The 24,449-nt window shown below is 69.8% G+C and carries 21 protein-coding genes and 1 pseudogene; 16 read left to right on the top strand and 6 right to left on the bottom strand.

The features are described from left to right. From ACFQ4H_RS17290 to ACFQ4H_RS17310, 5 genes are all read left to right on the top strand, one after another. Window positions 1-2,255, top strand: a 2,255-nt coding sequence (locus ACFQ4H_RS17290; protein ID WP_377572003.1) for an Rne/Rng family ribonuclease, incomplete at its 5' end; no start/stop codon positions are given. A gap of 286 nt (window positions 2,256-2,541) precedes the next feature. Next, a complete protein-coding gene (rplU, locus tag ACFQ4H_RS17295) occupies window positions 2,542-2,856 on the top strand; it encodes a 50S ribosomal protein L21 (protein ID WP_377572004.1) in 315 nt (104 codons plus the stop codon). A gap of 11 nt (window positions 2,857-2,867) precedes the next feature. Further along, complete coding sequence (rpmA, locus tag ACFQ4H_RS17300; RefSeq protein ID WP_377572005.1) at window positions 2,868-3,125, top strand: 50S ribosomal protein L27; 258 nt, start codon at window positions 2,868-2,870, stop codon at window positions 3,123-3,125. Window positions 3,126-3,216: 91 nt separating this feature from the next. Then, window positions 3,217-4,665: a GTPase ObgE gene (gene obgE, locus ACFQ4H_RS17305; protein ID WP_377572006.1), complete on the top strand. Its 1,449-nt coding sequence runs from the start codon at window positions 3,217-3,219 to the stop codon at window positions 4,663-4,665. Window positions 4,666-4,735: 70 nt separating this feature from the next. Next, window positions 4,736-5,185: a GNAT family N-acetyltransferase gene (locus tag ACFQ4H_RS17310; protein ID WP_377572007.1), complete on the top strand. Its 450-nt coding sequence runs from the start codon at window positions 4,736-4,738 to the stop codon at window positions 5,183-5,185. Between the two features lie 136 nt (window positions 5,186-5,321). Here the strand turns inward: ACFQ4H_RS17310 and trpS are convergent, their stop codons facing one another. Beyond that, window positions 5,322-6,332: a tryptophan--tRNA ligase gene (trpS, locus tag ACFQ4H_RS17315; protein ID WP_377572008.1), complete on the bottom strand. Its 1,011-nt coding sequence runs from the start codon at window positions 6,330-6,332 to the stop codon at window positions 5,322-5,324. Between the two features lie 270 nt (window positions 6,333-6,602). Then, window positions 6,603-7,448 (bottom strand): helix-turn-helix domain-containing protein, encoded by an 846-nt coding sequence (locus ACFQ4H_RS17320; RefSeq protein ID WP_377572009.1) that lies wholly within the window; start codon window positions 7,446-7,448, stop codon window positions 6,603-6,605. A gap of 258 nt (window positions 7,449-7,706) precedes the next feature. Here ACFQ4H_RS17320 and ACFQ4H_RS17325 point away from each other — a divergent pair, with 258 nt between their 5' ends. After that, window positions 7,707-8,063, top strand: a complete 357-nt coding sequence (locus ACFQ4H_RS17325; protein ID WP_377572010.1) for a hypothetical protein — start codon at window positions 7,707-7,709, stop codon at window positions 8,061-8,063. A gap of 30 nt (window positions 8,064-8,093) precedes the next feature. On the opposite strand, the gene ACFQ4H_RS17330 is transcribed toward ACFQ4H_RS17325, so the two are convergent. After that, the gene (locus ACFQ4H_RS17330; RefSeq protein ID WP_377572011.1) at window positions 8,094-8,312 is read right to left on the bottom strand and encodes a DUF397 domain-containing protein; all 219 of its coding nucleotides are present in this window, start codon (window positions 8,310-8,312) and stop codon (window positions 8,094-8,096) included. Between the two features lie 73 nt (window positions 8,313-8,385). On the opposite strand from ACFQ4H_RS17330, the gene pepN reads away from it, so the two are divergent. From pepN to ACFQ4H_RS17350, 4 genes are all read left to right on the top strand, one after another. Further along, on the top strand, window positions 8,386-10,926 hold the full coding sequence (gene pepN / locus ACFQ4H_RS17335) for an aminopeptidase N (protein WP_377572012.1): 2,541 nt from the start codon (window positions 8,386-8,388) through the stop codon (window positions 10,924-10,926). A gap of 205 nt (window positions 10,927-11,131) precedes the next feature. Continuing rightward, the gene (gene nadD, locus ACFQ4H_RS17340) at window positions 11,132-11,728 is read left to right on the top strand and encodes a nicotinate-nucleotide adenylyltransferase (protein WP_377572013.1); all 597 of its coding nucleotides are present in this window, start codon (window positions 11,132-11,134) and stop codon (window positions 11,726-11,728) included. Between the two features lie 99 nt (window positions 11,729-11,827). After that, window positions 11,828-12,226 (top strand): ribosome silencing factor, encoded by a 399-nt coding sequence (rsfS, locus tag ACFQ4H_RS17345; RefSeq protein ID WP_377572014.1) that lies wholly within the window; start codon window positions 11,828-11,830, stop codon window positions 12,224-12,226. Beyond that, window positions 12,223-12,852 (top strand): histidine phosphatase family protein, encoded by a 630-nt coding sequence (locus ACFQ4H_RS17350; RefSeq protein WP_377572015.1) that lies wholly within the window; start codon window positions 12,223-12,225, stop codon window positions 12,850-12,852. Before rsfS ends, ACFQ4H_RS17350 begins: the two co-directional genes overlap by 4 nt. Window positions 12,853-12,907: 55 nt before the next feature. On the opposite strand, the gene ACFQ4H_RS17355 is transcribed toward ACFQ4H_RS17350, so the two are convergent. After that, on the bottom strand, window positions 12,908-13,519 hold the full coding sequence (locus ACFQ4H_RS17355; protein ID WP_377572016.1) for a TetR/AcrR family transcriptional regulator: 612 nt from the start codon (window positions 13,517-13,519) through the stop codon (window positions 12,908-12,910). 69 nt (window positions 13,520-13,588) lie between these two features. Further along, on the bottom strand, window positions 13,589-14,473 hold the full coding sequence (locus tag ACFQ4H_RS17360) for a nuclear transport factor 2 family protein (protein ID WP_377572017.1): 885 nt from the start codon (window positions 14,471-14,473) through the stop codon (window positions 13,589-13,591). Between the two features lie 210 nt (window positions 14,474-14,683). Between ACFQ4H_RS17360 and ACFQ4H_RS17365 the strand changes: the two genes are divergently transcribed. Continuing rightward, window positions 14,684-15,535 carry a DegV family protein gene (locus ACFQ4H_RS17365; RefSeq protein ID WP_377572018.1) on the top strand — a complete coding sequence of 284 codons (852 nt, stop codon included), beginning with the start codon at window positions 14,684-14,686 and terminating at the stop codon, window positions 15,533-15,535. A 140-nt stretch (window positions 15,536-15,675) separates the two neighbouring features. Here the strand turns inward: ACFQ4H_RS17365 and ACFQ4H_RS17370 are convergent, their stop codons facing one another. Beyond that, window positions 15,676-17,190, bottom strand: coding sequence for a hypothetical protein (locus ACFQ4H_RS17370; protein WP_377572019.1), 1,515 nt, complete (start codon window positions 17,188-17,190; stop codon window positions 15,676-15,678). Between the two features lie 20 nt (window positions 17,191-17,210). Here ACFQ4H_RS17370 and ACFQ4H_RS17375 point away from each other — a divergent pair, with 20 nt between their 5' ends. The 5 genes and pseudogenes from ACFQ4H_RS17375 (at window position 17,211) to ACFQ4H_RS17395 (ending at window position 24,258) form a co-directional block, all read left to right on the top strand. Further along, window positions 17,211-18,422 (top strand): trypsin-like serine protease, encoded by a 1,212-nt coding sequence (locus ACFQ4H_RS17375; RefSeq protein WP_377572020.1) that lies wholly within the window; start codon window positions 17,211-17,213, stop codon window positions 18,420-18,422. Window positions 18,423-18,780: 358 nt separating this feature from the next. Then, complete coding sequence (locus ACFQ4H_RS17380) at window positions 18,781-19,725, top strand: helix-hairpin-helix domain-containing protein (RefSeq protein WP_377572021.1); 945 nt, start codon at window positions 18,781-18,783, stop codon at window positions 19,723-19,725. Between the two features lie 14 nt (window positions 19,726-19,739). Further along, window positions 19,740-22,127: pseudogene (locus tag ACFQ4H_RS17385) on the top strand (ComEC/Rec2 family competence protein); the annotation flags it as partial. A gap of 392 nt (window positions 22,128-22,519) precedes the next feature. Continuing rightward, a complete protein-coding gene (gene holA / locus ACFQ4H_RS17390) occupies window positions 22,520-23,503 on the top strand; it encodes a DNA polymerase III subunit delta (protein ID WP_377572022.1) in 984 nt (327 codons plus the stop codon). Then, on the top strand, window positions 23,500-24,258 hold the full coding sequence (locus ACFQ4H_RS17395; RefSeq protein WP_377572023.1) for a hypothetical protein: 759 nt from the start codon (window positions 23,500-23,502) through the stop codon (window positions 24,256-24,258). The genes holA and ACFQ4H_RS17395 overlap by 4 nt, the downstream gene beginning before the upstream one ends. Window positions 24,259-24,449: the final 191 nt, after the last annotated feature.

Raw genomic sequence — 24,449 nt, forward strand, 5'->3', positions numbered from 1 at the left:
CCGCGCCCGCCGCGCCCGTGGCCGAGCCGACCGTCGCCCCCGTCGAGGAGGCGGAGCCCGGCGAGGCCGAACCGGCCGAGCCCGCCCGCCGTCGACGTCGCAACCGTCGCACCATCGAGCCCGAGGTGACGGTCGAGGCCGAGGAAGAGGTCGAGGCCGAGGAAGAGGCCGTCGAACTCGACGAAGAGGACGAGGACGAGGAGACCGTGGCGGGTCGCCGTCGTCGTCGGCGTGGCCGCCGGGGCCGGGGCCGGGGCAAGGGCCCGGCGGACGAGGCTGAGCTCGAGGAAGAGGAAGCCGAGGAGCCGGCACAGGTCGAGGTCGAGGACGAGGAAGACGAGGAGACCGAGGGCGGCGAGGGGCTGACCCGTCGGCGTCGGCGTCGGCGGCGTAAGGGCGCTGGTGACGTCGAGGGCGCTGCCGACGACGGCGTGCCGACCGTGGTCAAGATCCGCGAGCCCCGTCGGACCACCGACGAGGTGCAGGGCGTCTCCGGCTCGACCCGGCTGGAGGCCAAGCGCCAGCGCCGCCGTGATGGGCGTGAGCAGCGCCGTACCCGGCCGCCGATCCTGAGCGAATCGGAGTTCCTGGCCCGACGGGAGGCGGTCGACCGGGTGATGGTCGTCCGCCAGCGTGGCGACCGTACCCAGATCGCCGTTCTGGAGGACGGGGTGCTGGTAGAGCACTACGTGAGCCGCACCTCGGCCGGCACGATGGCCGGCAACGTCTACCTGGGCAAGGTGCAGAACGTCCTGCCCAGCATGGAGGCGGCCTTCGTCGACGTCGGGCGCGGCCGTAACGCGGTGCTCTACGCCGGCGAGGTCAACTGGGACACCACCGGGTTGGAGGGGCGCGCCCGCTCGATCGAGCAGGCGCTGCGTTCCGGCGACTCGGTGCTCGTCCAGGTCACCAAGGACCCGATCGGGCACAAGGGTGCCCGGCTGACCAGCCACATCGCGCTTTCCGGCCGGCATCTGGTCTACGTGCCGCACGGCAACGCCTCCGGGATCAGCCGTAAACTGCCGGACACCGAGCGCAAGCGGCTACGGGACATCCTCAAGAAGCTGGTTCCGGACGGCGCGGGCGTCATCGTCCGTACGGCCGCAGAGGGGGCCAGCGAGGACGAACTCGCCCGCGACGTCAAACGGTTGCAGGCGCAGTGGGAGGACATCCAGGCCAAGGCCACCGAGGGTGGCGCGCCGGTGCTGCTCTACGAGGAGCCGGACCTGGTCATCCGGGTGGTCCGGGACCTCTTCAACGAGGACTTCCGGGAACTCGTGGTGGAGGGCGACGGGGCGTACGACATGGTCGAGTCGTACCTGACCCACGTCTCGCCGGACCTGGTGGCCCGGCTGCGTCGGCACGTGGGCACCACCGACGTCTTCGCCGAGCGGCGGATCGACGAGCAGATCCTCAAGGGGCTGGACCGCAAGGTCTTCCTGCCCTCCGGTGGGCATCTGGTGATCGACCGTACCGAGGCGATGACCGTCATCGACGTCAACACCGGTAAGTACACCGGTGCCGGCGGCAACCTCGAGGAGACCGTCACCCGCAACAACCTGGAGGCGGCCGAGGAGATCGTCCGCCAGCTCCGGTTGCGTGACCTCGGCGGCATCGTGGTGATCGACTTCATCGACATGGTGCTGGAGTCCAACCGTGAGCTGGTGCTGCGCCGGCTGACCGAGTGCCTCGGCCGGGACCGCACCAAGCACCAGGTCACCGAGATCACCTCGCTGGGACTGGTCCAGATGACCCGCAAGCGGATCGGCGCGGGCCTGCTGGAGGCGTTCAGCGAGACCTGCGAGTGCTGCAAGGGTCGCGGCGTGATCATCCACACCGAGCCGGTGCCGGAGAAGCCCCGCTCGGGCGCGGGTGGTGCGGCGGAGAAGGTCAAGGCGGTTGCTTCGGCCACGTCGACGACCCCCCCGCCCGTGGTTGCCGAGACACCGACGGGCGGAACCCGACGGCGTGGGCGCAAGACCGTCACCCCCGAACGGCCCGCCGTCGAGCCGGAGCGGCCCGCCGAGGTGCCGGAAGAGGACGACACCATGGGGTACGACCTGTCGCGTTACGAGGTCGACACCCCGCCCGTCGTACCGGCCGCAGCCGACACGTCACCGGCCGAGCCGATGCGGTTGGCCGGTGTCGACGACCCGGACGGGTTGGGCGACGGTGGCGACTTCGACGACAGTGAGACCGGTGGTGGCCGTCGGCGGGCGCGGCGCGGCGTCGCCCGTCGCCGGACCCGCCCCTGAGCCGTACCAGACCGGGACCGGGCCGTCGGAAGGGGCTCCTCCGGGCGCGTCGAGCGCCGGGAGGACACCCCTCCGGTGACCGGTGACGGATTTTCCACCCCGACACTCCGACCAGGTCGGGTACGGGGTGGGGGCGGTTTGGGCAGGAGGACAGGCATGGCGTACCCTTGCCTACGGCGCGCCTTAGTGCGCCAAGTTCTCGCGTGCCCGCCGCCGCATTCGCGGCGAGCCGCCGCGAACAGCACGTTACCCGACAGCAGCCTCAACGACAGGGAGTCCGCGTCCGATGTACGCGATCGTCAAGACCGGCGGCAAGCAGTACAAGGTCGCCGAGGGCGACGTGATCGAGGTCGAGAAGCTCGCCGGCGAGCCCGGTGACGCGGTGACGCTCTCCGCGGTGCTCCTCGTCGACGGTGCCGACCTGGTGACCGACGCTGCGAAGCTTGCCAAGGTCGCGGTGTCCGGCGAGATCGCCGCGCACACCAAGGGACCGAAGATCCGGATCCACAAGTTCAAGAACAAGACCGGCTACCACAAGCGCCAGGGTCACCGCCAGCCGCTGACCCAGGTGAAGGTGACCGGCATCTCCAGCGGGAAGTAGGTCGTCTCCAGATGGCTCACAAAAAGGGTGCGTCCAGCTCGCGCAACGGTCGTGATTCTGCGGCGCAGCGGCTCGGCGTGAAGCGGTTCGGCGGCCAGGTGGTCAGCGCCGGCGAGATCCTGATCCGGCAGCGTGGCACCAAGTTCCACCCCGGTGACCTGGTCGGCCGTGGTGGCGACGACACGCTCTTCGCGCTGGCCGCTGGTGCGGTCCAGTTCGGCACCAAGCGCGGCCGCAAGGTCGTCAGCATCGTGCCGGCACAGCAGTAGCGCTTTTTCCGAAGCGGGCCGCGGACCTGGTGTCCCGGCCCGCTTCGTCGTTCTCGTGGTAGGCACGAGTCGCACTGGAAGGATTGGTGGCGTGACAACGTTCGTTGACCGGGTCGTCCTGCACCTACAGGCCGGCGATGGCGGGCACGGCTGTGTCTCGATCCACCGGGAGAAGTTCAAGCCGTTCGGTGGACCTGACGGCGGTAACGGTGGGCACGGCGGAAGCGTGTCCCTGGTCGTCGACCCACAGGTGCACACCCTGCTCGACTTCCACTTCCGGCCCCGGGTGAAGGCGGAGAACGGCCGGGGTGGTGCCGGCTCGAACCGGGATGGGGCCAACGGGACCGACCTGGTTCTCAAGGTGCCCAACGGCACCGTGGTGAGCAGCCTCGAGGGCGAACTGCTGGCCGACCTCGTCGGGACGGGCACCACCTTCGAGGTCGCGCGTGGCGGTCGCGGCGGTCGGGGTAACGCCTCGTTGGCCAATGCCAAGCGCAAGGCACCCGGCTTCGCCGAGCTGGGGGAGCCCGGTGACCACCTCGATGTCGTACTCGAGCTGAAGAGCGTCGCCGATGTCGGCCTGGTGGGTTTCCCCTCGGCCGGTAAGTCCTCGCTGATCTCGGTCATCTCGGCGGCCAAACCCAAGATCGCCGACTATCCGTTCACCACGCTGGTTCCCAACCTCGGGGTGGTACGGGCCGACGAGCACACCTTCACCGTCGCGGACGTACCCGGGCTGATTCCCGGTGCGGCCACCGGCAAGGGGCTCGGACTGGAGTTCCTGCGCCACATCGAGCGCTGCTCCGTGCTGGTGCACGTGGTGGACGCCGCGACCCTGGAGCCCGGGCGGGACCCGCTGGCCGACATCGACGCCATCGAGGCCGAGTTGGCCGCGTACGGCGGACTCGCCGACCGCCCCCGGCTGGTCGTACTCAACAAGGTGGACGTGCCGGACGGCCGGGACCTGGCCGACATCGTCCGTCCGGACCTCGAAGCCCGGGGGTACCGGGTGTTCGAGGTGTCAGCGGCCACCCGGGAGGGGCTGCGCGAGATGACGTACGCGATGGCGGAACTGGTCGAGCAGTCCCGGGCGGCGGCACCGGTGCTCGAGCCGACCCGGATCGTCATCCGGCCGGTCGCCGTGGACGACGCCGGCTTCACCATCGAGCAGGACAGCGACGGCGGGTACGTGGTTCGCGGCGTACGGCCCGAGCGGTGGGTCCGGCAGACGAACTTCGACAACGACGAGGCGGTCGGTTACCTGGCTGACCGGTTGGCCCGGTTGGGTGTCGAGGAGAAGCTGGCCAAGGCGGGTGCCGAACCGGGCAGCCTGGTCCGGATCGGTGAGCGGGAGTTCGACTGGCAGCCGACCCTCTACGCCGGGGCCGACTACGTGCCCGGTTCCCGGGGGACCGACACGCGGCTGGAGGAGAAGCCGACCCGGGCGACGGCGGCGGAACGGCTGGCCGCCCGCAAGGCGCGACGGCAGCGGCCGGCGGACGAGGTCGAGACCGTCGACCCGGACCCGGACACCGAATAGCCGGAACCGCTCCCGGCCCGGGTCACGTCCGGGAAACCTGGGTGAAACGCTTGCCGGCTACCGTGCGGGAGTGCTGATCGAATCCCGTCCGGGTAGCGACCCGGAGCTTGCCGCCCTGGTCACCGCCCAACAACGGGAGCTACGGGAGATCGACGGCGGGCTCGACGGGCAGGTCACCGTGGTGCACGACGACGCCCGGTATCTGGTCGGCGTGGTCGACGGTCGAGCGGTGGCCTGCGGGGCGATCCAGGCACTGGACATCGACACCGCCGAGGTCAAGCGGATGTACGTCCGCCCGGCGTACCGGGGGCGCGGCATTTCCCGGCAGATGCTGGTTGCCCTGGAGGAACTGGCCTTCCAGGCGGGGCACACCGTGCTGCGCCTGGAGACCGGGACCTACCTGTCGGCGGCGATCGGTCTCTACCGCTCGTCGGGTTACGCGCAGATCCCGGTCTACGGCGAGTACGTCGGAAACCCGTACAGCGTCTGCTTCGAGAAGCTTCTGCCGGTTTCGGTCTGACGGGGGGCAACCTGCGGCGGTCCGGCGGGGTAACGGGCGCACCGTGGTCGGGGCCGTCCGGGTCGGCCCCGCCAGACCGGCCGAGCGACCTGCTCGTCAGCCGAGCGACGTGCTTTTCAAACGAGCGACGTGCTCTTCAAACGAGCAGGCCGATGGCCCGCTTGGCGTGGTGGACCGTGTCGGCGGCGCTGTGCCGGGCCCGTTCGGCACCTTCGGCCAGCACCCGTCGTACGTAGCCGGGGTCCCGGGCCAGTTCGGCGTGCCGTACCTGGATGGGGTGCAGCAGCGCCGTCACCGCCTCGGCCACCGCCTGCTTGAGCTGCCCGTACGAGGTGAAGTCGGCGGCCAGTCCGGCCGGTTTGCCGCCCACACAGGCGGCGAGGATCTCCAGCAGATTGGCGATCCCGGGCCGGTTCTCCGGGTCGTACTCGACGGTGGTGCCCGAGTCGGTGACCGCCCGCAGCACCTTGCGCCGGATCACCTCGGGCGGGTCGAGTACGAAGATCGTCCCCGCCTCGGCGGAACTGGTCTTGCCCATCTTGGCGGTCGGGTCGGAGAGGCTCATCACCCGGCTTGCCACCTCGGGGTGTACCGCCCTGGGCACGGTGAACGTGTGGCCGTAGCGGGTGTTGAACCTGGTCGCCACGTCCCGGGCAAGTTCGACGTGCTGACCCTGGTCGTCGCCGACCGGCACCTCCCGGGCACCGTGCAGCAGGATGTCGGCGGCCATCAGCACGGGGTAGGTGAGCAGGCTGAGCCGTACCTGCTGCTGGGCTGCGGACTTCTCCTTGAACTGGATCATGCGGTGCGCCTCGCCGTAGCTGGTCGTGCATTCCAGCAGGTAGTGCAGTTCGGTGTGCTCGGGCACCTGGGACTGGGCGTAGAAGATCGAGTGGTCCGGGTCGAGGCCGGCGGCCAGCAGGATGGTCGCCTGCTCCATGGTCAGTTCGCGTACCCGGGCCGGCTCGTGCGAGACGGTGAGGGTGTGCAGGTCGGCGAGGAAGGCGATGGTCTCGCCCCGGTACTGGCCGGCGATGGTCGGGCGGATCGCGCCGAGCAGGTTACCCAGGTGCAGGTTGCCGGTCGGTTTGAAACCGCTCAGGCGACGGGTGCCGGTCGACGTGGAGGTCGGGATGGTCGCGGTCATCGGTGGCTCCTTCGGGAGTACGCCGACCGCCCGACCCGGAACGGACATCGCATACGAAACGGCCGCCCGGGAAGGGGCGGCCGTTTCTCTGTCTCGGGGTGCGCGGATGCGTGGGCCGCCCGTCAGGGCGCCCGCCAGCAGTTCATCGTCGTCATCCGCACGACGACAACGGTATCAGGTCCGGCGGCCGGTGGAACCGGCGAGCAGCCGTCGAGCCGGGACCGCATCGCGTCCACCGAGGCAGTACGAGCCGCCGCCGGGTGGGGTCGCCTAGCCGCCACGGCCCGCTGCTTCGGCGATCAGCTTGCGGGATCTGGCCGGGGAGAGCGCAGTCCGACACTGATGATCGAATGCTGTCCGGATCCGGTCGACCTCGGTCGGCTCCTCGATGAGCTGTCCGCTGACGAGATGCTCGATGTAGCCGACCGGGGGATCCTCCGGATTCGGGAAGTCGAGCAGGACGAACTGTCCCAGTTCACTGGCGGCCGGTCCGGCGGTGAAGGGCAGGACCTGGATCGAGACCCGTCCCTCGTCGATCAGCTGGACCAGCCGGGCAAGCTGACCGGTGAAGACCTCCGGGGAGCCGACCTGGCAGCGTAGGGCCGCTTCGCCCAGCACCAGTTGACATGCTGGTGGCGGCTGGTAGCGCAGGACCTGCTGCCGGCGCAGCCGGACCGCGACCCGACGCTCCACTTCGGACGACTGGCGGTTCGTCCAGCGGGCCCCCAGGGTCGCCCGCGCGTACTCCTCGGTCTGTAGCAGGCCGGGAACGACCTGCGGCTGGAACGCGCGGATCGCGCACGCCTCGGCCTCGAGGCCGACGAAGGTCTGGAACCAGTCCGGCATCACATCGCGGTACGGGTGCCACCAGGCGCGCTGGATCGCGTCGCGGGCAAGTTGGACGATGACCTCGGCCTCGTGGCCGTGCACGCCGTATACGGCCAGCAGGCTCCGTACGATCACCGGCCGCGCGCTGGCGCGAGCGGTTTCGATCCGGGACATCGTCGACTGGGCGAGGTCCATCCGGTGGGCGACCTCGTCGAGGGTCAATCCGGCCTCCTCCCGGAGGCTGCGCAGGGCGGCTGCGAGCCTACGGCGTTTGATGATCGAGGCCATTTCGCAATCCTTCCATAACTTCAGCTCGATAACGGATCTGCAATCTAGTAGAGGGATATTGCGTCTGGTTAGGAACGCTGAAACACTGCGTACGTCTCTGATTACGCGAACTCCATCCGTGTCGTGCTCGTCGGGAGCGGCCATGACGACGGATGGTCACCGGCGGGCTGATGGCGTTCGCCGGCCGGTCGGGGTGCGGCGGGGGAGAGCGTTGGCGCCGCGCCCCGACCGGAGGACAGGTCCCCAGGGGAGGTTGCGATGCACGACAGGTCGGCGTCGAACACGCCGATGGCCGATCCGGTCCTGGCAGCCATGCCGGCCAGTGGATTCACGGTGCACCTGGACTTCGGTGCGGCCAGCCTGACCGAGGCGCGCGAGCAGGCGGTCCGGTACGCCGAGGCGTTGAGCATCCTCTGCCCGGAGATCGCGATCGAGACGACCCAACTGTCGTACGTCGATGCCTGGGACCACATCGAGCAGCTCTTCTGTGGTGCGATCGGACCCGACGGCGAGGTGTGCGTGGACGTCTGCGACCATCCCGGCTTCCACCGCGCGGACGGGCTGGCGGGCCTGGCCTGGGGCGACGGGGACCCGGACCCGGACACCCGCCGTTGAGCCCCGGGTCAGCGGGGGCTGAAGCCCGGGTCAGTCGAGGTCGAACTCGCCGTCCTGGGCGCCGGCCACGAACGCGTCCCACTCGGCCTGGGTGAAGACCAGTACCGGCCCCTCCGGCTCGGCGGAGTTACGCATACCGATCAGATCGTCCACGAACGCGATCTCGACAGCACCCTCGGAGGTGTCGCCCTCGGCCCGCTGCCACACCGCGCGGGACAGGTCGAAGTCGCCCTTGGGGTGCTGCGCCATCGTTGACTCCTCCACTGCGTGGTCAACTGGTTACCCGAAGACCATCCGTCGTTCCATCGTGCAGGATAGGCGAATGCCGAGCATCACCCGCGCTGACGCGGCCGAACGCGCCGCATCGCTCACCGTCGAGTCGTACACCGTCGACCTCGATCTGACCGGGAGCGACGAGCGGTTCCATTCCATCGTCACCATCCGATTTCAGGCGGCTGTGCCTGGTTCGGCCACGTTCGTCGAGGTCAAGCCCGCCAAACTGATCGGCGTACGACTCAACGGGGCGGAACTGGATCCGGGCCTGCTCGACGACAACCGGATTCCCCTGACCGGGTTACTGGCGGACAACACGCTCACGGTCGAGGCGGAGATGGCCTACTCCAACACCGGTGAAGGAATGCACCGGTTCGTCGACCCGGCCGACGGTGCCACCTACCTCTACGCGATGTCCTTCCTCGACGACGTACAGCGCATCTTCGCCGCGTTCGACCAGCCCGACCTGAAGGCGCCGGTCACCCTGTCGGTGAAGGCCCCGACCGACTGGCTCGTCGCCGCGAACGGACAACTCGCCGCCAGTCCCGGACCGGGAATCTGGGAGTTCGCCCCGACCGAGCCGCTGGCCACCTACTTCGTGTCGCTGATCGCCGGGCCGTACCACGCCGTGCGGGCCGAGCATGACGGCATTCCGCTGGCCCTGTACTGCCGGCGCTCGCTGGCCGAGCATCTCGACCGGGACGCCGAGGAGATTCTCACGATCACCCGGAACTGCCTGGACCGCTTCCACGAGCTGTTCGACGTGCGTTACCCGTTCGGCAAGTACGACCAGGCGTTCGTGCCCGAGTTCAACGCCGGGGCGATGGAGAACCCCGGCCTGGTCACGCTCCGCGACGACTACGTCTTCCGGTCCGCGGTCACGGACAGCCAGCGTGAACAGCGGGCCACCACCATCGCCCACGAGATGGCGCACATGTGGTTCGGTGACCTGGTCACCATGCGCTGGTGGGACGACCTGTGGCTCAACGAGTCGTTCGCCGAGTACCTGGGCACCCGGGTCACCGCCGAGGCGACCCGCTTCGACCGGGCGTGGACCACCTTCGCCATGCGCCGCAAGGCCTGGGGGTACGCCGCCGACCAACGGCCCTCCACCCACCCGGTGGCCCCGCCCGAGGTCACGGACGCGGCGCAGGCGCTGCTCAACTTCGACGGCATCTCGTACGCCAAGGGTGCTTCCGTGCTGCGGCAGCTCGTTGCCTGGGTCGGTGACGAGGCCTTCCTGGCCGGACTGCGGGACCACTTCGCCGCCCACCGGTTCGGTAACGCCACCCTGGCCGACCTGCTGACCGCACTGAGCAACACCAGCGGGCGGGACCTCTCCGGCTGGGCGGACGTCTGGCTACGCCAGGCGCAGGTCAACACGTTGACGGCCGAGGTGAGCGTGGACGACCACGGCCGCTACACCGAGGTGGCCGTGACACAGAGCGCCCCACCGACGCATCCAGTGCTCCGTCCACACCGCATCGGCATCGGGCTCTACGACCGCGACCCGGCCGGCGACGGCGGAACCCGCCTGCGTGACCGGTTCGAGGTGGATCTCGAACCGGGTGTCGACAGGGGACGGACGACGCTGGCCGCGCTGGCCGGAACGCCGGTCGCCGACGTACTGCTGCCCAACGACGGCGACCTGACCTTCGCCAAGGTACGCCTCGACGACGCCTCGGCCAGTGCCGTACCGCTGGTCCTGCCGGGGATGGCCGACCCGCTGGCCCGCGCGGTGCTGTGGAGCGCGACGCTCGACGCGGTCACCGACGGGCAGCGTCCGGTGGCCGACCTGGTCTCGTTGATCCTCGCCGCGCTGCCCGCCGAGACCGAGGTCATCGTGGTGGAGGACGTGCTGGTCCTCAGTCGGGTGCTGGTCGACCGCTACCTCGGTACGGACGCCCGGCGGGCCGCCCTCGACCACATCGGGCAGGCCTGCGACCGGTTGCTGGCCACCGCCGCGCCCGGCGGATCGATGCAGCTGGCCGCCGCCCGGGGGCGCATCTCCACCAGCACCGACCCGGTCAGGCTGGCCGGTTGGCTCTCCGGTGACGGGGTTCCGGACGGGCTGGCCGTCGACTCCGATCTGCGGTGGGCCCTGCTCAACCGGTTGGCTGTGCTCGGTGCGGTGGGCGAGTCGGAGATCGCGGCCGAGTTGGCTGCCGACCGGAGCGCGACCGGTGAGACGCAGGCGGCGCAGTGCCGTGCGGCGTTGCCCGACCCGGCGGCCAAGGCGGTGGCCTGGCGGGTCGTCACCACGGACACGACGTTGTCCAACCGGCTGGTCGAGGCCAACGCCGCCGGGTTCTGGCAGCCCGAGCAGGAGGAGCTGACCGCGTCCTATGTGGAACGCTACTTCGCCGAGATGCCGGCGATGGCGCGGCTGCGTACCCCCTGGGTCGCTGACCGGGTCGCCGGCCTGGCCTTCCCCCGCTACGCCGTGGTGCAGCGGACCCGGGAGCTGGCCGCGACGCTGCTGGCCCAGGACGATCTGACGCCGGGCCTACGCCGGGTGGTGACCGACGCCGACGACGACCTGCGGCGGGCGCTGCTGGCGCGGACCACGACCCAGCCGGAGGTCGGCTGAGCCTGCGGTCGGCTCGGAGTTCTGTGGCGGCTGAGCCTGCGGTCGGCTCGGAGTTCTGTGGCGGCTGAGCCTGCGGTCGGCTCGGAGCTCTGCGCCGGCTGACCCGGCCGGCAACGCGACCCCGGTCCATGCCGCGAACCGGGCGAAGTGCGATCTGTCTCATGCTCGGGGCGGTGAGCCGGCCTGACCGGCATACGATCAAATCGTGGAACAGGACATCCGACGGGTCGGGATCATGGGGGGCACCTTCGACCCGATCCATCAGGGTCACCTCGTCGCGGCGAGTGAGGTGGCGGACCGGTTCGAGCTGGACGAGGTCGTCTTCGTACCGACCGGCCAGCCATGGCAGAAGGCTGACGAACCGGTCAGTTCGGCCGAGGACCGTTATCTGATGACGGTCATCGCAACCGCCTCCAACCCGCGTTTCCAGGTCAGTCGGGCCGACATCGACCGGGGCGGGCCGACCTACACGGTCGACACCCTGCGCGACCTTCGGGCCCTGTACGGCCCGAAGGTCGAACTCTTCTTCATCACGGGCGCGGACGCGTTGGAGAAGATCCTGTCCTGGAAAGACCTGGACCAGATGTTCGAGTTGGCGCACTTCATCGGGGTGACCCGGCCCGGGTTCGAACTTTCCGACGCGCACCTGCCCGCAGACACGGTCAGCCTGGTCCAGGTGCCGGCGATGGCGATCTCGTCGACCGACTGCCGGCGACGGGTCGCCGCCGGGGAGCCGGTCTGGTACCTGGTACCGGACGGTGTGGTGCAGTACATCGCCAAACGCGGTCTCTACCGGGAGTGATTTCGACCGGTTGCGACCCTGTCGATGCTTAAACTGCCGAGTCGTGAACCCCCGACATGTGAGAGGCTTGGTGGATCCACGCCTGAACGAAGGAGTACGGTGACAGCTTCCGAACGCGCTCTTGAGCTGGTGTCGGCGGCCGCCCAGGCCGCTGCCGACAAGAAGGCGCAGGACATCGCCATCATCGACGTGGCGGACCAGTTGGTGATCACTGATGCGTTCCTGATCGCCTCGGCGCCCAATGAGCGCCAGGTGCTCGCCATCGTCGACGCCATCGAGGAGCGACTGCTCAACCTTCCCGAGAAGGCCAAGCCGGTTCGGCGCGAGGGCGAGCGGGGCGGACGCTGGGTGCTGCTGGACTACGTCGACGTGGTCATCCACGTACAGCACACCGAGGAGCGTGAGTTCTACGCGCTCGACCGGCTGTGGAAGGACTGCCCGACGATTCCGTTCGTCGACCGTGACCTCGTCGAAGCCGACGCGGGCGCGGCGGAATGACCCGTCTGATCGTCTGGCGGCACGGTAACACCGACTGGAACGCCGCCAAGCGGGTCCAGGGCCAGGTCGACGTCGCACTGAACGATCTCGGGCGGCAGCAGGCTGCCTCAGCCGCGCCACTACTGGCGGCGTTGCGTCCCGACGCGATTTTCGCCAGCGACCTCCAGCGGGCCGCCGACACGGCTGCCGCGCTCGCCGCGCTCACCGGTCTGCCGGTACGCACCGACGCCCGACTGCGGGAGCGCTACTACGGGTTGTGGCAGGGCCTGACCATGACCGAGGTCGCCGAGCGTCATCCGGCGGAACACGCCCGGTGGAAGGCTGGTGAGCAGGACCCGGGCTGTGAGGTGGAGAGCCTCGACGACATGGGTAAACGGGTCGGCGGCGCGCTCCAGGACGCGGCGGATGCGGTGCCCGGCGGGACCATCGTGGTGGCGACGCACGGTGGTGGTGCCCGCCAGGGCTGCGGCTACCTGCTCGGCTGGGAGCCGGCGGTGCTGCGTACGGTCGGCGCCCTACAGAACTGCCACTGGACCGAGTTGGCGCACGACAACGTACGGGGCTGGCAACTGCGGGCCCACAACGTCGGCCTGATCGCGCAGACCACCATTCCGGAAGCGGTCTGACCGTAGTCCGGGTGGCCCGGGCCCCCGGTCGACCGGGGACCCGGGCTGTCTGGCGTCAGGCCGGCGGCTCGGGCTCGCCAGCGGCGGATGTGGTAGCCGATGCCGTCGACCGTAGGCCGTTGAGCAGTACGTCGTTGATCACCGCGCGGTCGGCCGGAGAGGTCGTGTGACCGGCCACGCGCATGAAGCTGGCGACGATGTCCACGGTTACGTCCTGGCGTAGCACTCCGGCCTGCTGAGCCCGACGGACGATGTCGCCGATCACCTCTGCGGTGAGTGCCCTGGTCCGTTCGGCGAACTGCGGTCCGAGGGCGGCGATCGTGTCGAAGAGCGCGAGGTCGTCCGGCGTCAGCGCGCAGCCGTTGACCAGGATGGTGCGGAATGCCGTCCACGGATCCCCCTGGGCGGCGGCCTGGTTCGCGGCTTCCCGGGCTCCCTGGACCAGATCGTCGAGGAGCGCCTCGATGAGTGCGTCCCTGGTCGGAAAGTGGCGGTAGAACGTGGTGGCACCCACGCCAGCCCGCCGAGCGATCTCCTCGATGCTCACGTCCAGCCCGAGTTCGTGGAAGGACCGTCGGGCCGAGGTGAGCAGCCGCTGCCGGTTGCGCAGCACGTCGCTGCGGGGCCGGCGGGCGGCCGGGCTGGCCGTTGGTGGAGGCGCGGACACGGTGCCGATCGTATCCGTACCGCGGCGATGCCAGGTGAGGCTGGCGAGGTCAGGCGGGCTCAGGCGGGCTCAGCCTGCCGGAGCGAGGGCAGCCTGCAGCGGCAGGGGATTGAAGTACTCCCGGAACAGTTGCACCTTGCCGTCGACCAACCGGAACAGGGCGACGTATCGGTTGGTGTAGGTGTGCCCGGTCGCCGCGACGACGCCGGTCGACGCGTACTCCGCGAAGACCAGGCCGGGTTCTGCCGTGGGATGGACGACGATGTCGTCGAGTTCGAACGTACGGTAGAAGCCACCGTCGACGCCGATGAACCGGCGCAGCGTGTCCCCGAACGCGTCCCGTCCGGTCAGCGTCGCCGGTACGCCGGGCGGGGCGTACGGGGTGTCGAAGACGAGGTCCGGCGCGACCAGTTCGGTCATCGCCGCGATGTCCCGGCGGCTCTCGGCATCGAGCAGGGCCCGGACGACGTCGGCATCCGACCTGGCCGGTACCGCTCCGGTGGCCTGGTCGGGGTCCGGTAGGCCGAAGACCTCCTGCGTGCCGAGCATGACGTAGAGCGGCTCGGCGAAGTGGCTGAACCGCCAGCCTGTTCCGGTCCGGACGACCCGGGTTTCGAATCCGGCCAGGGACTCCTCGAACAGATGGGCCCGGTCACCCGCGCCGACGTGGTACGCCCGGACCCGCGCGCTGGCGGTTGCCGTGTCACCGTCCACGTCGACCCGGTGGTTGCCGAGGATGTGATGGGTCCTGGCAACCTTGCCGACCAGGTCGCTGATGAAGGCGACCACGTTGTCGCGGCCGTCGACCCGGTGTACGCCGAACCACTCAGTGGTGACGTCCTCAGTGAACAGGTCGGGCAGGTCCGACCAGCGTCGGTGGTCCAGCGCGTCGGCGTACCTGTTGAAGAGTTCGACGATCTCGAATCGGTCGTCGAGCTTGGTGGTCGGGCTCATGTTGCACTCCTGGTTCTCGCGCGGGTGTCGCAGACCCGCTGGTACGGCGCACACTCCGGTTGAAGTGGTAGTCGCACTCCCGCTTTGCTGGGAGAAGGCTAGCGCTTAAAACGGTTGTCTGTCTACCGTTTCGATCGAGGGGGTGCGTCCCTGCGTCACCAGCGCCCACCTGTGCGGCGGCCCCGGACGCGATCGGCTACCGTGCCGGGCATGTCCGTCGCGGTCGTCACCGACTCCACCGCCTACCTGCCGGCCGAGCTGATCAGCGTCAGTGACCTGGTCGTCGTACCACTGACCGTCGTCCTGAACGGGACGGAAGGGTTGGAAGGGGAGGAGATCTCCTCGGCCGACGTGCTCCGGGCACTGGACGCCCGCCGGGTCGCGGTGAGCACCTCCCGCCCGGCCCCCGAACAGTTCGTCCGGACGTACCGTCGATTGTTGGACCAGGGGGCGACCGGCGTCGTCTCGGTGCACCTGTCCGCGGAACTGTCCGGCACGGTCGACGCGGCCCGGCTGGCTGCGGCGGAGGTGGGTGACGATCGGGTCGCGGTGGTCGATGCCCGATCGACCGGAATGGCCCTCGGCTTCTCGGCGCTGGCAGCCGGTACGGCCGCCGCCGGCGGTGCGCAGCTGGCCGAGGTACGGCAGGCAGCCGTCGATACGGCGGCCCGCACCCGCACCTTCTTCTACGTTGACACGCTCGAGTTCCTGCGCCGTGGTGGTCGGATCAACGCCGCCTCGGCGCTGCTCGGCACGGCCCTGTCGGTCAAGCCGATCCTGCACGTTGTGGACGGCACGATCGTGCTGAAGGACAAGGTACGCACCACCAGCCGGGGCCTGAACCGGCTGGTGGACCTGGCGGTACAGGCCGCCGCCGACACCGAAGTCGACATCGCGGTTCACCACCTGGGCATGCCGCAACGGGCGGCTGAGCTGGTCGAGGCGCTGACCGCCCGGTTGGGCACCCAACTGGTCGACTGCTACACCGCCGACGTAGGGGCCGTGGTGGCCGCGCACACCGGGCCGGGCCTGGCAGGTGTGGTCGTACACCGCCGTAGTTGACCGTTCGGTGGCCGAAGTCGGGTCATTCCCCGAGCCGGAAAGGTGACCCGTAGCCGGACTGAACGTCAATACCGGCCAGTGTGGTCGGTCCCCAGACGATCGTCATGGTCGCAGTCGTGCCGAAGAACCAGGATCGGGGGTTACCAGCGGCACTCGGCTCTCGCGGCGGTGGCGGTGATCTCGTAGGGGATGGTGACGGGGTCGGGGCTGGTGTTAACCAGTACGAGGGACAGGCCTTTGCTGCCGGCGGGGACGGTCCAGGTGCCGAGGGTGAACCATTGACCGCGGTTGGCGCGCTGGTCGACGGGGTAGGGCTGGGGGTCGATGCGCTGGTAGTCCCGAGGTGGCCGGTAGTCGTAGATCTGGTAATAGGCGGTGCCGTTGGAGTGGAGGTTGTCGGCGATGTGGACTTTGATGGTGCACGATGCGCCGGGTCGCTGTGGGGCGAAGTACCAGTCAATCAGCGCTGGACTTCGGCCGGGTCCGACGGTGTTGCTGTAGGCGATGGCAAGGCAGGTGCCATCACGGTCGTTGGCTGGGCCGATGGGGATCCACGGGCTGTTGTGGCCGGGGGCGGTTCTGGCCTCGTCGGCGTAGAAGTACCAGTCCTGGTTGTTGCATTTCTTCTTCGAGGTGTCCTGCCATTTGACGGCGCCTTGCGGTGCCGATGGTTGGTGTTGAGTTGGTGCGGTTGGTTGGTTGCTGCGGCCCGGGCCGGGTTGCGGATTGTCGTCGAGCACGCCGCCGGTGGAGGGCCGGGGTGCTCCAGCCTGGGGGCGGACGTCATCGCCGAAGGGTTTGAACATCCAGTACACGCAGCCGGCCAGTGGCAGCATTACGCACATGCCGATCAGCGCAAGCTTGCGCCAGGTCGGCGGATCCTCGTCGATCTCGCTGTCTTCCCGCACCAGGCGGTCCCGCCGGCTGCCGCCGGCTGGGATGTCGTGGGCGTCGTTGATGCGGCGCATGCGTTCGTCAACGGCCGCGTCAGCTGTTGGATCGCCCAGCCCATTGCCCGCATCGACTAGGTCGACGTCCGTGGCGGATGGCTGCCGCTCAGGGGTACGGCCGCCGGTGGTCCTGCCTCGGTTGACGTTGTCCAGACGTTGTTGCTCCTGCAACCGTCGCGCGACCGCCATGACGACCTCGACCTGCTTCGGGGTGGCACCGAGGGCCTGCAACAGCGTGCGATACCGGTCGGTGTCTTTGTGGTGGGGCAGGGTCTTGCCACCGAGCAGGTTGCGGATCGTGTTCTCCGCGTAGCCGGTCTGCTTGTGGAGGGAGGCGACACTGCGCTTGTTCGGACCCGACCCGTAGGGCAGTGCTCTCAGCAACGCCGACAGGTCGCCCTTGGTGGTCACCTGGTCGGGATCGAGTGGCGGGATGTCGTCGGTGCCGGTCATCGTGCACCTCCTAGGTGTCCATTCATCACGTGTCCGGTTCACATTGTGTGGCAGGACTCGCACAACGTCGGCATCGTCGGCTGATGTGGGAACGCACCGACGGCAGGGGCGTTGTGCCGGACGCGTATGCGCAGCCAGCGAGGGGTGTTGTAGGGATTGACGCACAAAAGGTCCCCAATGGAGTTCCCACCGGGGGCGCTGCGTGGCCAGCCTGATTTCCGTCCCCGGCCCGGTCAGACCGGCGCGGGCCACAGAGATCAGGAGAACCGCATATGCGTAGGCATCGTTTCATCGCCCCAGTGGGCGTCGGGCTGCTCATGCTCGGCGCGGCCGCCGCCGGGATGAACAGCATCCCGGTGGCGGCCGCCGATCCGGTCAAGACCGTGCCGGCCACCGTCATGGCCAGCCCGTACGCCAACATCCGTGACGACGCGCAAGGCGCCATCGTCGGGCAGGCCGCCCGCGACGCCGTCTACACCGTGGCCTGCTACGAGATTGGCCCCGACCAGGTCGAAGGCTGGGGTGGCAGCAGCCCCTACTGGGACAAGGTCACCGACGCCTCCGGCGCGGAGGTCGGATTCATCGCCGACGTGTGGCTAAACACCGGCGGCGACATCACCACCCAGGTGAGCGAATGTCCAGCAGCCGGTGCCGACAACCACACCAACATGATCATGCCAAAGTCCACCTACAACACCCCGCATCACGGCGGCCAGCTCTTCTGGGTCCAGCGCGGCTCCGGCCTGGCCTACGAGAAGGGCAGATGTACCACGGGATTCGCGGTAAGCGGCGCGGACAATCGAAGCTACCTGCTGACCGCCGGGCACTGCGTGCTCAGCGGCATTGGCGACAAGGTGTACGCCAAGGAGGGTGGCTGGTTCAACTGGTTCCTGGACGAATCCAGCGAGTTCGGCAGCTTCACTGCGAAGGACAGCGACACCGACACGGCGCTGGTCGAAGCCCTCTCCAGCCCGCAGATCGCCGACGGACCAACGGACAGCAGGTTCACCAAACACGTCGCCGGCGTCGCCCGCGACCTTCACCTCGGGCAGACGCTCTGCGTGTCCGGTGCCGTGTCCGGCGCGCACTGCGCGCTGGAGATCGTCAAGTTCAACGACGACCCTGAACTGGAAGGCGTGAAGTTCAAGGGAATGATCAAGGTCAAGGTGCCGGTAGGAGTATCCGCCGCCTGTAAGGGCGACAGTGGTGGGCCGGCGTTCGTCCTGGACCCGGTTCAGCCCCAACTGGTACTCGCGGTGGGCACGATCACCGGTGGGGCACACTACGGAGGCAAGGCGGCATGCGACGCATCCACCGCCGACGACCCCCAGTACCTGTACATCAGCCCCATCCAGCCCGCACTGGACCGCTGGAAACTGTCGCTGAAGACCACCGGATGGAACACCGCGCCAGTGCCTGGCACTCCCACCCTCACCACGGTCGCCCTGCCCAACACTCGGACACGACCCGCCGCGAAACTCTGAACGGCTGACCGCCTCCCGCCCCTGTGCAGGCACATCCGGGCGTGGGCAACCGCGTGGCAAGCCGGCCCGGCCGGCTTGCCACGCGTCTTGATCCCCTGCACATAACGACCGGTGACCGGTGACCGGCGAACGAGGACCCGGTCCTTGTTGACACCTTTCGGCAACCCGTGTCCAGCGCCCCGTCGATGGTGATGTCCAGCGACAGCAGCACCGTGAGCAGTCCGATGGCCGAGCCGGCGGTGGATGTGGACATAGCACAGTCGAGCATGATCAGGGCGTTTTCCACAGGCGGCCCGGTTTTCCACAACGAATCGTCGCGGGTCGATGACGCGGCCGCCACCGGGTTTGACTGCCGGACGTGTCCGACGACGAAACGGTGGTGCGGCAGCGCCTGATGCGTCTGCTCGGCAGGCAGATCGAGCCGTCGACCGCGTCTGCTGCCGCCCGTTCCACCGCCCGAGCCTCAGCGTCGTCGTCCTCGGCCCTGCCGTCGGCCGGGACGGCGATGCGTACCTTCACCGGCGAGGCGGTGCCGTTGCCGGCCGAACAGCCGACCATCGGTTCCACCGATTGGGAGTCGGACCCTGTCAACCAGCCGGAGCCGGTTGCGGGCAGCGCGGTATCGAAGCTCCGGTCACGACGGTTGGCCGGTGCGGGTGCCTTCGATCCCGGACGCCGGGGTGTCCGGGCGCTGGCAGTCGTGGCCGCTCTGGTGGTGCTCGGTGCCGCTGGCTGGGCGTGGCAGTCCCGGCCGAAGGCCGAGCCCGTCGTAACAGCCACCGGACCGTCGACCCTGCCGTCGGGGGCAACACCGGACCCCGCCCGCGCCCCCGGGCCGGGGACGGGCGCAGGGGAGCTGGTGGTCGCGGTGGCAGGCAAGGTACGCCGGCCCGGCCTCGTACGTCTGCCGGCCGGGGCTCGGGTCGCGGATGCGCTGGAAGCGGCCGGCGGTGCCCTGCCCGGGGTCGACGTCGCACTGCTCAACCTGGCCCGGAAGGTCAACGACGGCGAGCTGATCCTGGTCGGTGTCACCGCGCCACCCGGCGCGGACGGGCAGTCCCGTGTCGGGGTCGGCGGCGCGCCCGGCCCGGGCGGCCCCGCCGCAGGCGGCGGTAAGGTCAATCTCAATACCGCCACCCTGGCCCAGCTGGACGCGTTGCCCGGCGTCGGACCGGTGCTGGCCCAACGCATCCTCGACCATCGTGAACAGCAGGGCGGGTTCCGCTCGGTCAGCGATCTCCGCAAGGTCGACGGCATCGGTGACGCCCGTTATGAGGACCTGAAGGACCTGGTGACGGTGTGACCGGCTCGACGCTGGTGCCGCTGCCGACCGTCGACGGGGACCCGTCGGCCAGGACGGAACAGTTGGACCTGAGATTGGCCGGACTGGCGGTGGCAACCTGGCTGTCCGGACTTGCCGGGCTCTACCTGTCCGTACGCGTCATGGTGACCGTCGCCGTACTGGCCGCTGTCGGCGCGGGCGTGTTGGCCGGTTGGCTCATCCGTCGCAGGCGAGCCAGTGGCTGTCGGGTCGACGTCGGTCGGTACGGCTGGATAGCCAGCACGGTGCTGATCGGTGTGGTCTGTGGCAGTACGGCCACCGCCGCCCGCCTCGTGGTCCGTGACGCCGTCCCGCTGGCCGAACTGGTCCGCGAGCACGCCAGCGTCACCGCTGAACTGGTCGTCCGCGATGATCCGCGCGCGGTCCGGGGTGCTGCCGGCCGTCCCCGCGTACACCTGGTCGCTGCCGAGCTGTCCTGGGTACGGGCCGCCGACGACGTGCGCATCCGGATTCCGGCCCGGCTCCTGGTGCTGGCCAGTGACCCCGGTTGGCGGCAACTGCTGCCCGGTCAGCGGGTGACTGCCGAGGGGCGACTGATGCCGGCTCGTGGCGGCGACCTCACCGCTGCGGTGTTGTCGGTGAGCACACCTCCGACCAGGCTGGGCCAGCCGTCGTGGGGGCAGCGGGCAGCCGGCTCGCTGCGCGCCGGTCTACAGCGGGCATGCGCACCGCTGCCGGACGAGCCGGGCGGGCTGCTACCGGGGCTGGTGGTGGGGGACACGAGCCGGTTGGAGCCATCGGTCGAGGACGACTTCCTGACCACCGGAATGACACATTTGAATGCCGTCTCCGGTTCCAATGTGGCCATCATCGTCGGTCTGGTGCTGTTGTTGGCCCGCTGGGGCAGGGCCGGCCCATGGCTGGCCGCCGCCATCTGTGGCTTCGCACTGGTCGGGTTCGTGATACTGGCCCGTCCGTCGCCGAGCGTCGTACGGGCTGCCGCCATGGGGGCGGTCGGGCTGCTCGGGCTGGCCCTCGGCCGTCCCCGCGCGGCGTTACCGGCGCTGGGCGGGGCGGTCACCGCGTTGGTCGTGGCCGATCCGGAACTTGCCGGGGACGCCGGGTTCGCCCTTTCCGTACTCGCCACCGGAGGTTTGCTGCTCATCGCGCCACGCTGGCGGGATGCGATGCGTCGTCGGGGCGTACCGGCGGGCGTGGCGGAGGCGTTGGCTGTTCCGGCCGCCGCGCAGGTGGCCTGCGCCCCGGTGGTGGCCGGGCTGTCCGGGACCATCAGTTTGGTGGCCGTACCGGCGAACCTGCTGGTGGTGCCGGCGATCGCACCAGCCACCGTGCTCGGTGTGGTGGCGGCCGTGGTGTCACCGGTCTGGCCGGCCGGTGCCGAGTTCGCCGCGTGGCTCGGTAGCTGGCCGGCGTGGTGGCTGGTGACCGTGGCGCGGTACGGCGCACAGCTGCCGGCCGGCACGCTGCCCTGGCTGGACGGGGTCGCCGGTGGCCTGACGTTGGCCGGGCTCACCGTGGCCCTGCTGCTGGCCGCCCGGAACCCGCTGGTCCGGCGGTTGGTGGCGGTGGTTGCCGTGGCCGTGGTCATCGGAGCGTTGCCGGTCCGGCTGGTGGCTGCCGGCTGGCCGCCGGAGCGCTGGGTGGTCGTCGTCTGTGCGGTGGGTCAGGGGGACACCGTGGTACTACCGGTGGGTCCGGGGCAGGCCGTGGTGATCGACGCCGGGCCCGACCCGGTCGCTGCCGACCGCTGCCTACGTCGGCTCGGTGTGCGGACCGTGCCGCTGCTGGTGTTCAGTCATCTGCATGCCGATCACGTCGGCGGTGTCGACGGCGTGTTCCGGGGGCGCCGGGTGACGGCGGTGACGATTCCACAGTGGCCCGAGCCGGCAGCGGGTCGTGAGGCGGTCCGGCTGGCCGCCGCACGGGAAGCGACACCGGTGGCGGCGATCGGTCCCGGCTGGACGTACACCGCCGGACAGGTGGAGCTGACGTTGATCGGGCCGCCCCACGAGCTGCGCGGGACGCGGTCCGATCCGAACAACAACTCGATCATGCTGGCGGCCCGGGTACGTGGAGTCCGCATCCTGCTGGCCGGGGACGCCGAGAACGAGGAACAGCGGGCACTGCTCGACCGGCTGCCGCCGGGCGGTCTGCAGACCGACGTGCTCAAGGTCGCCCACCACGGCAGCGCCTACCAGGAGCCGGCGTTCCTCGACGCGGCCGACCCGGTGGTGGCCCTGGTCCCGGTGGGGGCCGGCAACGACTACGGCCATCCGAACCCGGCTGTTCTGGCCCGACTGGCCCGGGGCGGGGCGCGGGTGCTGCGTACGGACACCGACGGGGATCTGGCCGTGGTCATCCGATCCGGTGGCGGGTTGGCGGTGGTCGCACGTGGACTGGATCCCGGTCGTGTCAACCGGGCCACCATTCGGGCCCCGCCGCCCGTTGCCGCCCGTTGCCGGCCGACCCGCCGCAACCCGTTGCCGGCCGACCCGCCGCAACCCGTTGCCGGCCGACCCGGCCAGAGAGTCGTTCCGCACCGGTCTGGAGTCCTTCCGGGCACCGGCGAGAGGGGCTTCCGGGCCCCGGCGAGCGTGTCGTCCGGGCGCCAGCGAGTGAGTCGTCCCGGCCACGCCACCCCGGCGCCCGGACGATTCCGCGTACGATCTTGCCCAACCACTACGTTCGACAGAACATCCGAGCTTAAGGTAAATGTCTGGATTTGCACTAAGTGCGGGGTCAGCCGCAGGGAGCCGGGTAAGCAGATCTGAAGTGTGCCGCTCAGCGTGCGAGTATGGGCGACGTGACCCCCAGCAGCCTGGCCCCCGTCCTGCTCGTCCTCGGTGACGAGGAACTTCTCGTCGCCCGTGCGATATCCGGGACGGTAGCCACAGCCCGCGAGGTCGACCCTGGTGCCGACGTCCGCGAGTACGAGGCGGGGTCGCTGACCCCCGGCGAGATCGCCGAGATGCTCAGCCCGTCCCTGTTCGGCGGTCGGCGGGTGCTGATCGTCCGGTCCGGTCAGGACGCCCGCAAGGACCTGGTGAGCGCTCTGCTGGCGTACGCGAAGGATCCCGATCCGGAGGTCCACCTGTTGGTGACCCACGTCGGGGCGGCCAAGGGTAAGGCCTTCGCCGACGGCCTGCGTCAGGCCGGCGCGACCGTGATCCCGGCGGCCAAGCTCAAGGGACACCGGGACCGGGTCAGCTTCGTCCGCGAGGAGATCCGCCGGGGTGGCGGTCGGTGCACCGAGGACGCTGCGGAAGCGCTCCTGGCCTCGGTCGGCAATGACCTGCGTGAGCTGGCCTCGGCCTGCTCCCAACTGATCGCCGACACGGACGGCCGGATCGGGGCGGACACCGTTGCCCGTTACTACCGTGGCCGGGCCGAGGTGAGCGGCTTCACGGTCGCGGACGCGGCGATGGTCGGTGACGTGCCGGGTGCGCTGGAAGCCCTCCGGTGGGCACTGCACGTCGGGGTCGATCCGGTTCCGATCGCCGATGCCATCGCCGACGGCGTGCGTACGGTCGCCCGGGTGGCATCAGCCGGGCGGGGCAGCGCCTATCAGTTGGCCAGCAGCCTCGGCATGCCGGCGTGGAAGATCGAGCGGGCTCAGCGCCAGGGGCGCGGCTGGACCCCCGAGGGACTGGTCGATGCGATGCAGGCGGCGGCCGAGTGCAACGCGGCGGTCAAGGGAGGCGCGGACGACCGGGGGTACGCCCTGGAACGGGCCGTCTTCGCGCTGGCTGCCGCCCGGCAGGGAAGCGGGGTGCGATGACACCTGCCAGGGGAGCGTCACGAAACGACGGCCACCGGACGGCCGGGCGGACTGATCGGCGTACGGCGGGGGCGGGACCGCCGCCCGTCGTACCGGCGGACGCCCTGCCCCGGCCGTTGTACTCCCGGATCCTGCGGCTGCGCCACGTCAATCCGGGTGGGCTGCTCCGGTTCATCTACTTCGAGGGAGCCGTCTTCCTCGGCGTACTGCTCGGCCTCGCGGAGTTGATGAGCTGGTGGGGGGTGTTGATCCTGCCGGTGGTGGTAGCCGCACTCGTGAAGATCAACGATGAGGTGGCCGCTGCGATAGCGCGCTCGGCGTCCCGGGTGCCCGAGGTCGAGCAGGACCGGTTCCGGCGGGAGATCACGCCGGCCGTCGGCCGGGCCGCGGTGCCGGGCATGACGGTGGCACGGCCGGCACCGGTACTGCGGCCGGCGGGGCCGGGACCGATCGGCACACCCGTGACCCGTTCCGGGCCGGCTGACTCCCGGACCGTCGATCTCAGCCCGGCCGGCCCACAGGCGGTGCCGGCGGGGCGTACCGGGGCAGCGGTCGGCGGGCAACCTGGTGCGCGGCGGGATCGGATCGGGGCGGCTTGGGGCTGGCGGCGGCCGGTGCTGGCGTTGAGCTCCGCCGACCGGTTACCCCAGGTACGGCAGCGGCCACGCCCGCTCCGCCAGTGGCCCGAGCACGGGGAACAGCCCGACCGTCGGCATCGACTGGTTCACCAGCCCGCCAAGCGCCGTTACCGGTGACGAGGGTGGTTGGACCAGGAACGACGGATTTCCGCACCGGAACCAGTATTCGTCCTGCGGGACGGGTTGGTGCGCTGTGGGATTCCTGGACAGGGGATTCCTGGACAGGGGGTTCCTGGTCCCGGACAGGGGATTCCTGGTCCCGGACAGGGGATTCCTGGACAGCATGACGGGCACCGCCCGAGCGGAAG

This window comes from Micromonospora sonneratiae (assembly GCF_042679305.1).
Classification (GTDB): domain Bacteria; phylum Actinomycetota; class Actinomycetes; order Mycobacteriales; family Micromonosporaceae; genus Micromonospora_H; species Micromonospora_H sonneratiae.

Excerpts from the sequence above, each read along its gene's own strand:
- ACFQ4H_RS17365 (WP_377572018.1), top strand. The coding sequence starts at position 14,684 with ATGTCCGTCGCGGTCGTCACCGACTCCACCGCCTACCTGCCGGCCGAG.
- ACFQ4H_RS17375 (WP_377572020.1), top strand. The coding sequence starts at position 17,211 with ATGCGTAGGCATCGTTTCATCGCCCCAGTGGGCGTCGGGCTGCTCATG.
- trpS (WP_377572008.1), bottom strand. The coding sequence starts at position 6,332 with ATGACCGCGACCATCCCGACCTCCACGTCGACCGGCACCCGTCGCCTG.
- rplU (WP_377572004.1), top strand. The coding sequence starts at position 2,542 with ATGTACGCGATCGTCAAGACCGGCGGCAAGCAGTACAAGGTCGCCGAG.
- ACFQ4H_RS17320 (WP_377572009.1), bottom strand. The coding sequence starts at position 7,448 with ATGGCCTCGATCATCAAACGCCGTAGGCTCGCAGCCGCCCTGCGCAGC.
- ACFQ4H_RS17325 (WP_377572010.1), top strand. The coding sequence starts at position 7,707 with ATGCACGACAGGTCGGCGTCGAACACGCCGATGGCCGATCCGGTCCTG.
- ACFQ4H_RS17350 (WP_377572015.1), top strand. The coding sequence starts at position 12,223 with ATGACCCGTCTGATCGTCTGGCGGCACGGTAACACCGACTGGAACGCC.
- pepN (WP_377572012.1), top strand. The coding sequence starts at position 8,386 with ATGCCGAGCATCACCCGCGCTGACGCGGCCGAACGCGCCGCATCGCTC.
- holA (WP_377572022.1), top strand. The coding sequence starts at position 22,520 with ATGGGCGACGTGACCCCCAGCAGCCTGGCCCCCGTCCTGCTCGTCCTC.
- ACFQ4H_RS17395 (WP_377572023.1), top strand. The coding sequence starts at position 23,500 with ATGACACCTGCCAGGGGAGCGTCACGAAACGACGGCCACCGGACGGCC.
- ACFQ4H_RS17330 (WP_377572011.1), bottom strand. The coding sequence starts at position 8,312 with ATGGCGCAGCACCCCAAGGGCGACTTCGACCTGTCCCGCGCGGTGTGG.
- rpmA (WP_377572005.1), top strand. The coding sequence starts at position 2,868 with ATGGCTCACAAAAAGGGTGCGTCCAGCTCGCGCAACGGTCGTGATTCT.
- ACFQ4H_RS17360 (WP_377572017.1), bottom strand. The coding sequence starts at position 14,473 with ATGAGCCCGACCACCAAGCTCGACGACCGATTCGAGATCGTCGAACTC.